Source organism: Flavobacterium sp. (assembly GCF_044361065.1).
In the GTDB taxonomy this organism is placed as follows: Bacteria; Bacteroidota; Bacteroidia; order Flavobacteriales; family Flavobacteriaceae; genus Flavobacterium.
The window spans coordinates 1-8,855 of the sequence record NZ_JBIKJI010000087.1 but is presented as its reverse complement, the minus strand read 5'-3'; the positions used below and the strand labels follow the sequence as shown (position 1 = coordinate 8,855).

Annotated in this window: 9 protein-coding genes and 1 pseudogene; all 10 read right to left on the bottom strand. The window is 31.8% G+C overall.

The window, feature by feature from the left end; translation table 11 throughout:
• Positions 1-322: pseudogene (locus ACIQ11_RS06565) on the bottom strand (kynureninase); the annotation flags it as partial.
• A gap of 120 nt (positions 323-442) precedes the next feature.
• Positions 443-1,492, bottom strand: coding sequence for a tRNA preQ1(34) S-adenosylmethionine ribosyltransferase-isomerase QueA (gene queA, locus ACIQ11_RS06560; protein ID WP_353077972.1), 1,050 nt, complete (start codon positions 1,490-1,492; stop codon positions 443-445).
• Positions 1,493-1,748: 256 nt separating this feature from the next.
• Entirely contained in the window at positions 1,749-3,035 is a 1,287-nt protein-coding gene (locus tag ACIQ11_RS06555; protein ID WP_396148680.1) for a citrate synthase, read from the bottom strand.
• Between the two features lie 297 nt (positions 3,036-3,332).
• Positions 3,333-4,625, bottom strand: coding sequence for a phosphopyruvate hydratase (gene eno, locus ACIQ11_RS06550; RefSeq protein WP_396153892.1), 1,293 nt, complete (start codon positions 4,623-4,625; stop codon positions 3,333-3,335).
• A 99-nt stretch (positions 4,626-4,724) separates the two neighbouring features.
• A complete protein-coding gene (gene carA / locus ACIQ11_RS06545) occupies positions 4,725-5,834 on the bottom strand; it encodes a glutamine-hydrolyzing carbamoyl-phosphate synthase small subunit (RefSeq protein ID WP_396153891.1) in 1,110 nt (369 codons plus the stop codon).
• Between the two features lie 151 nt (positions 5,835-5,985).
• Entirely contained in the window at positions 5,986-6,483 is a 498-nt protein-coding gene (gene rplQ, locus ACIQ11_RS06540) for a 50S ribosomal protein L17 (RefSeq protein WP_396153890.1), read from the bottom strand.
• A gap of 61 nt (positions 6,484-6,544) precedes the next feature.
• The gene (locus ACIQ11_RS06535) at positions 6,545-7,537 is read right to left on the bottom strand and encodes a DNA-directed RNA polymerase subunit alpha (protein WP_291241516.1); all 993 of its coding nucleotides are present in this window, start codon (positions 7,535-7,537) and stop codon (positions 6,545-6,547) included.
• A gap of 21 nt (positions 7,538-7,558) precedes the next feature.
• Positions 7,559-8,164 (bottom strand): 30S ribosomal protein S4, encoded by a 606-nt coding sequence (rpsD, locus tag ACIQ11_RS06530; protein WP_291241479.1) that lies wholly within the window; start codon positions 8,162-8,164, stop codon positions 7,559-7,561.
• 87 nt (positions 8,165-8,251) lie between these two features.
• Positions 8,252-8,635 carry a 30S ribosomal protein S11 gene (gene rpsK, locus ACIQ11_RS06525; RefSeq protein ID WP_091314282.1) on the bottom strand — a complete coding sequence of 128 codons (384 nt, stop codon included), beginning with the start codon at positions 8,633-8,635 and terminating at the stop codon, positions 8,252-8,254.
• An 8-nt stretch (positions 8,636-8,643) separates the two neighbouring features.
• Positions 8,644-8,855 (bottom strand): 30S ribosomal protein S13 (gene rpsM, locus ACIQ11_RS06520; protein WP_396153889.1); only part of this gene is annotated, 212 nt, incomplete at its 5' end.

Below are 8,855 nucleotides of genomic sequence, written 5' to 3'. Positions count from 1 at the left end.
TCACAGTTAATGTATTCATTACCCCAACTTCTGAAGGTTTTGCTCCAACAATTTTTGATAATGGATCGCAAAATCTTTCATGATAATCCCACCAAGGTTTTTCTGAATAAAAATGACCTTCTACAGCCATATTTGCCCAATCATCCATAATATCATCAACATATTTTTTGGTGATTTTTGGTTGTAATCCTAATGAGTTTCCTGTAAAATAAATTACATTTTGATTGTTATGTTGTGGAAAATAAAATTCGTTTTTATACGATTTTAATTCATCTTGAACATCTAAACTTCTTGCGAATTCTTTAGTATTTTGAAAGTTCATTTTTAGTAGGTTTTAAAGCGTAAAAGTAACAAAAAAATAAGATATAAAAAAACCCAACTACATGTTGGGTTTATATTTTAATAATCTGAATAGGTTCAGATAATCAATTATTTAATTTGATTATAAAATTAACATCGCATCACCATAAGAATAGAAATTATATTTTTCTTTTATGGCAATTTCGTATGCTTTTTTCATTAAATCGTGTCCACAAAAAGCAGAAACCATCATTAAAAGCGTTGATTTTGGTGTATGAAAATTAGAAACCATAGCGTCTGCTAAGCTAAAATCGTATGGTGGATAAATAAATTTGTTTGTCCAACCTGAATATGGATTTAACGTTCGCATTGAAGAAACTGTACTTTCCATGGCACGCATAGAAGTAGTTCCGATACAACATACTTTATTTTTTTTCGTTCTGGCTCCGTTGATAATATCACACGCTTCTTGTGTGACTACCATTTCTTCCGAATCCATTTTATGTTTTGATAAATCTTCTACTTCAACTGGGTTAAAAGTACCTAATCCTACGTGTAGAGTAACTTCTGCAAAATTAATTCCTTTGATTTCCAAACGTTTCATTAAATGCTTAGAAAAATGCAAACCAGCAGTTGGTGCTGCTACTGAACCTTCTTCTTTAGCGTAAATAGTTTGGTAACGCTCCGCGTCTTCTGGAGTAACTTCACGATTAATATATTTTGGTATAGGTGTTTCCCCTAATTCAATTAATTTTTCTCTAAATTCTTCATAAGAACCGTCATATAAAAAACGTAATGTTCTTCCTCTTGAGGTAGTATTATCAATAACTTCGGCAACTAACGAATCGTCATCTCCAAAATATAATTTATTTCCAATTCTAATTTTACGAGCTGGATCTACTAAAACATCCCATAAACGTTGTTCCGCATTTAATTCTCTTAATAAGAAAACTTCAATTCTTGCACCTGTTTTTTCTTTATTTCCGTATAAACGAGCTGGAAAAACCTTAGAATTATTAAGCACCATTACATCACCATCATCAAAATAGTCAATAATATCTTTAAACATCTTATGTTCAATTTCACCCGTTTTTCTATGAATCACCATTAATCGAGATTCATCTCTATTTTCTGAAGGAAATTCGGCTAATAATTCTTCTGGCAAATTAAACTGGAAGTGTGATAATTTCATATTTTGAGTTTAAAAGTTTAGGGTTTAAAAGTTTATGCATTTCAAACCGTGTGCAAATATACGATTGTGAGATAGGCGTTGTCAAGTAAAAACGTATATATTTTTGAATTCATCGCAAAGACGGCAATTCGCAACGTATTTTTAATGAATAAAGTAAGAGAAACTTTAAGAAACCTAAATTTTAACTATAAACGACTTCATAGAAATTACAAATAAGTTGAAATAAAAAAGTCCCGAATAATCGGGACTTTTAATTTTATTTTCTGTCTTCAAACTTAACAAAGTCTCTTAATGGATGACCTGTATATACTTGTCTTGGACGACCAATTGGTTCTTTATTAACACGCATTTCTTTCCATTGTGCAATCCAACCTGGTAAACGACCAATTGCGAATAAAACCGTAAACATATCTGTAGGAATTCCTAATGCACGGTAAATAATACCTGAATAGAAGTCAACGTTTGGATATAATTTTCTTTCTACGAAATACGGATCTACTAGAGCAGATTCTTCTAATTTTTTTGCAATAGCTAAGATTGGGTCATTCACACCTAATTCAGCTAAAACTTCGTCTGCCGCTTTTTTGATGATTTTTGCTCTTGGATCGAAATTTTTATATACTCTATGTCCAAATCCCATTAAACGGAATTCGTCATTTTTATCTTTTGCTTTAGCTAAATATTTATCAGCATCACCACCATCTTTTTGAATGGCTTCTAACATTTCCAATACAGCTTGATTTGCACCACCATGTAATGGACCCCAAAGTGCTGAAACCCCAGCAGAGATTGATGCAAATAATCCAGCATGAGAAGAACCTACCATACGAACCGTAGAAGTAGAACAGTTTTGCTCATGATCTGCGTGTAAAATAAATAATTTATCTAATGCCGCTACAACGGTAGGGTTAATATTATATGGTCCTGTAGGCAATTTAAACATTAATTGCATAAAATTATCTACATACCCAATAGTATTGTCATAATAATTTAACGGAAATCCCATACTTTTTCTGTATGTCCAAGTTGCTAAAACTAGGAATTTACCCATAGTTTTACAAATGGCTTCATACATTTCTTTTTCGTTTTCAACATTTACTACTTTTGGATTAAAAGCAGTAAGTGCACTTGTTAATGCAGATAAAACTCCCATTGGATGGGCTGTTTTTGGAAAACCATCAATGATGTTTTTCATTTCTTCATTAACTAAAGTATATTTATGAATATCCTTTTCGAAATCTGACAATTGTTTTTTGGTTGGTAATTCACCAAAAATCACTAAATAAGAAACCTCTAAAAAGTTTCCTTTAGCAGCTAAATCCTCGATAGAATAACCACGGTATCTTAAAATTCCTTCTTCACCATCAAGAAACGTAATGTCACTTTTGCAAACACCTGAATTTTTATATCCTGGGTCGTAAGTAATAGCACCTGATAAATCTCTTAATTTACTAATATCAATTGCAGTTTCATTTTCGCTTCCCACCATAACAGGAAGTTCATATTTGTTACCATTGATTTCTAAAATTGCATTTTTTGACATGATAATATGTATATATTTTAAGTGTAAAATTCTTAATTGCGAATTTAATAATTAATTCTTGAACTTTAAAATTTATGTATAGATAAATTGCACAATAGGTATATATAAAATTTATAGTGTGCAAAGATCTAAAATTGGTTTTCTAATTATTAAAATTAGACAAAAAATAATATTCAAAAAGCGTACCAAAAATTAAATATTTCGCAAAAAAAACACCTAAAAAGTTTTTTAAACCATTTAGGTGAAATATTTGGTATATTTATGAGATACTGAAATGAGTTCAGTAAAATAATTGTATTATTTTATTTTAAAAGCGTTTGCACCAGGAAAATATGCAACTTCGTTTAATTCTTCTTCAATACGTAATAATTGATTATATTTTGCCATACGATCTGAACGAGAAGCAGAACCGGTTTTAATTTGTCCGCAGTTTAATGCTACAGCTAAATCGGCTATTGTATTATCTTCTGTTTCTCCAGAACGGTGACTCATAACTGAAGTATATCCTGCGTTATGTGCCATATTAACAGCTGCAATAGTTTCAGATAACGTACCAATTTGGTTTACTTTAATTAAAATTGAATTGGCAATTCCTTCTTTGATACCACGAGAAAGTCTTTCTACATTCGTAACAAATAAATCGTCACCAACTAATTGTACTTTATTACCAATTTTATCGGTTAAGTATTTCCAACCTTTCCAATCATCTTCGTACATTCCATCTTCAATAGAAATAATTGGATATTTTGAAGCCAATTCAGCTAAATAATCGGCTTGTTCTTCAGACGTTCTAATTTTTCCACCAGCGCCTTCAAATTTTGTATAATCGTATTTTCCATCTACATAAAATTCTGAAGCTGCACAATCTAAAGCAATCATAACATCATCTCCAAAAGAATATCCCGCTTTCTCAACTGCTAATTTAATTGTATCTAAAGCATCTTCAGTTCCACCTGCTAAATTAGGCGCAAAACCACCTTCATCTCCAACAGCTGTTGACAAGTTTCTATCGTGTAATACTTTTTTCAGGTTGTGAAAAATCTCAGTACCCATTTGCATAGCGTGAGTAAATGAAGTTGCTTTTACTGGAATAATCATAAATTCCTGAAATGCAATTGGCGCATCTGAATGTGAACCACCATTAATGATATTCATCATTGGAACGGGCAACGTATTTCCAGAAACTCCACCAACATATCTATATAAAGGCATACCTAATTCGTTTGCAGCAGCTTTCGCGACAGCTAAAGACACACCTAAAATGGCATTAGCTCCAAGATTTGATTTATTTGGCGTACCGTCTAATTCAATCATCATTTTATCGATAGCATTTTGTTCAAAAACGGACATACCTACTAATTCTGAAGCAATAGTTGCGTTTACATTTTCAACGGCTTTTAAAACACCTTTTCCCATATAGGCTTTTCCGCCGTCACGTAATTCAACTGCTTCGTGTTCGCCGGTAGAAGCACCAGAAGGAACTGCCGCTCTTCCTAAAATTCCATTTTCTGTAATTACATCTACTTCAATAGTAGGATTACCTCTTGAATCTAATATTTGTCGTGCGTGAACTTTAATTATTATGCTCATATTTATTATTTTTTTAATTCTAAATTATTAACTAAACAAAGTTAAATATATTTTATTTCGAATTTCGTAATTATAATAAAACTTATAAACGATAACGTTTTAGTTTTTAGAAGTTTTTATGTTCGTAATAAAATCATCGAATAAATAACTTGAATCGTGTGGTCCAGGACTTGCTTCAGGATGATATTGTACTGAAAAACAGTTTTTTGATTTCATTTTCATACCTGCAACCGTTCCGTCATTTAAATGAACGTGTGTTAATTCAAAATCTGGGTGTTTTTCTAATTCTTCTTTATTTACAGCAAAACCGTGATTTTGAGACGTAATTTCGCCTTTACCTGTTACCAAATTTTTTACAGGATGATTAATTCCTCTATGTCCATTAAACATTTTATACGTTGAAATTCCATTTGCTAAAGCAATCACTTGATGACCTAAACAAATTCCAAATAATGGTTTGTTTTCAGCTAAAATATTTCTTGCTACTTCTTGTGCAGAAGCTAAAGGATCTGGATCTCCAGGGCCGTTTGATAAAAAATAGCCATCCGGATTAAATGCTTTCATTTCGTTAAAAGTAGTATTAAATGGATATACTTTAATATAACAATCGCGTTTTGCTAAGTTTCTTAAGATGTTGGTTTTAATACCTAAATCTAAAGCTGCAATTTTATAAGTAGCATTCTCATTCCCGAAAAAATAAGGTTCTTTAGTCGAAACCACAGAAGCTAAATCCAAACCTTCCATATTAGGAGCTTGTTCTAACTTTACTTTTAAATCTTCTATTGAAGTTCCATCTGTAGAAATAATTGCATTCATAGCTCCATTATCTCTAATATAACTTACTAAAGCGCGTGTATCAACATCTGAAATCACAATTAAATTTTGTTTTTCAAGATAATCATACAAACTTTCAGATGCATCTTCGCGAGAATAGTTCATACTAAAATTTTTACAAACTAATCCTGAAATTTTAACAGAATCTGATTCCACTTCTTTTGTATTTACACCATAATTTCCAATATGCGCATTGGTTGTAACCATAATTTGCCCATAATATGAAGGATCAGTAAATATTTCTTGATAGCCGGTTGTACCTGTATTAAATGCAATTTCCCCAAAAGTTGTACCTGAAATTCCAATTGATTTTCCGTAGAAAATAGTCCCGTCTTTAAGTAAGAGAACTGCTTGTTGTTTGTTGTTGTATTTCATCAGTTGTTGTAGTTTTTAAAAAAGAGATAAGCATCAAATTTTGAGTTACCTAATTTATATTGCAAAATTACGTTATAGTATTTATAAAAAAAAAGGATAAACAAAAATTTGTTTATCCTTTTTTAATTATTTTAAATCAATCGTTTCATAATTATTCAGAAGCTTCTGTTGTATCAGTTGATTCAGTTGACTCAGCAGCTGGAGTTTCTGCTACAGTATCATCTGCTTTTTTAGATTTACCTCTACGAGTAGATGCTTTTTTAACTTCTTTTTTAGCAGTTGAATAAATAGTATTAAAATCTACAAGTTCAATCATAGCCATATCAGCGTTATCCCCTAAACGGTTTCCTAACTTAATAATACGAGTATAACCTCCTGGACGATCAGCTACTTTATCAGCTACTTCTCTGAACAATTCAGTAACAGCATATTTACTTCTTAAATAAGAAAAACAAATACGTCTGTTGTGCGTTGTATCTTCTTTTGATTTTGTTACAAGAGGCTCAATAAATTGTTTTAAAGCTTTTGCTTTTGCAACAGTTGTATTGATACGCTTGTGTTCAATTAGAGAACATGCCATATTAGCAAGCATTGCTTTTCTATGACCTGTTTGTCTACTTAAATGATTGAATTTTTTTCCGTGTCTCATGACGTAATTATTTTATCTTCATCTTGCATCAATCCGCTTTGGAGAGCAAAATATGAATGAATTATTCTTTATCTAATTTGTATTTTGCTAAATCCATTCCGAATGTAAGGTTTTTATTCGCCACTAACTCATCTAATTCAGTTAGAGATTTTTTACCGAAATTACGGAATTTCATTAAATCGTTTTTGTTGAAAGAAACTAAGTCTCCTAATGTATCCACTTCAGCCGCTTTTAAGCAGTTTAATGCTCTAACTGATAAATCCATATCAACTAATTTAGTTTTCAATAGTTGTCTCATATGTAATGATTCTTCATCATACGATTCAGTTTGAGCAATTTCATCAGCCTCAAGAGTGATTCTTTCGTCAGAAAACAACATAAAATGGTGAATCAACGTTTTAGCTGCTTCTGTTAATGCATCTTTAGGATTAATTGAACCATCAGTTTTGATTTCGAAAACTAATTTTTCGTAATCTGTTTTTTGTTCAACACGGAAGTTTTCAATAGAATACTTCACATTTTTTACAGGGGTGTAAATAGAGTCTGTAAAAATTGTTCCAATAGGAGCATTAGGTTTTTTATTTTCTTCAGCAGGAACATATCCTCTACCTTTTTCGATAGAAAGTTCCATGTTGATAGTTGTTTTGCTATCTAAATTACAAATTACTAAATCTGGATTTAAAACTTGAAAACCAGAAATAAATTTTTGGAAATCACCAGCTGTAATTTGATCTTTACCAGAAAGAGAAATAGAAACTGATTCGTTATCTACATCTTCAATTTGACGTTTAAAACGTACTTGTTTAAGATTTAAGATAATTTCAGTTACATCTTCTACTACACCAGAAATTGTTGAAAATTCATGTTCAACACCTTCTATTCTTACAGATGTAATAGCAAAACCTTCCAATGCAGAAAGTAAAACTCTTCTTAAAGCGTTACCAACTGTCAATCCGTAACCAGGTTCTAAAGGTCTAAATTCGAATTTACCTTCAAAATCGGTTGAATCGATCATGATAACTTTATCGGGCTTTTGAAAATTAAATATTGCCATATCTTCGACTAATGTCAATTATTATTTGTTATACAACTCAACGATTAGTTGCTCTTTAATATTTTCTGGAATTTGAAGTCTTTGAGGAACCGTTACAAACGTACCTTGTTTCGTATCATTATTCCAAGTAATCCATTCATATACAGAAGAATTGTTAGCTAAAGAGCTTTCAATTGCTTCAAGAGATTTAGATTTTTCACGTACTGCAACAATATCACCAGGTTTTAAGTGGTAAGAAGGTACATTTACCAATTCACCATTAACTGTGATATGTCTGTGAGAAACGAATTGACGTGCAGATCTACGAGTAGGCGCAATACCCATTCTGTAAACTACATTGTCTAAACGAGCTTCACAAAGTTGTAACAAGATTTCACCTGTTACACCTGAAGCAGCAGCTGCTTTTTCAAATAAATTTCTGAACTGACGCTCTAAAATACCATAGGTATATTTTGCTTTTTGCTTTTCCATTAACTGGACAGCATATTCAGATTTTTTACCTCTTCTTTTTGCCAAACCATGTTGACCAGGAGGATAATTTCTTCTTTCGAAAGCTTTATCTTCTCCGAAAATTGCTTCACCAAACTTACGGGCGATTCTTGTTTTTGGACCAGTATATCTTGCCATTTTACAAATTTTAATTTAAGGTAGGGATTATGAATTAAGGTCTTTCCTTCGATAATCTAAATTCCTACCTTTGTTTTATACTAATTGTTATACTCTTCTTCTCTTTGGAGGACGACATCCATTGTGAGGCATTGGAGTAACATCAATAATTTCAGTTACTTCAATTCCACTGTTATGGATTGATCTAATAGCAGATTCTCTACCATTTCCTGGACCTTTTACGTAAACTTTTACTTTTTTAAGTCCAGCTTCAAGAGCTACTTTTCCACAATCTTCAGCAGCCATTTGGGCAGCGTACGGAGTGTTCTTTTTAGAACCTCTGAAACCCATTTTACCAGCTGACGACCAAGAAATAACTTCACCTTTTTTGTTTGTTAACGAAATGATGATGTTGTTAAAAGTAGCGCTAATATGTGCTTCTCCAGAAGACTCAACGATAACTTTACGTTTTTTTGCAGTTGCCTTAGCCATATTATTTACTATTTAGTTGCTTTTTTCTTGTTTGCAACAGTTTTTCTTTTACCTTTTCTTGTTCTCGAGTTGTTTTTCGTTCTTTGACCTCTTAAAGGTAATCCCGCTCTGTGGCGTATACCTCTTTGACATCCAATGTCCATTAAACGTTTGATGTTTAATGTAATTTCTGAACGTAATTCACCTTCGATTTTAAATGATGAAACCGCTTCACGGATTG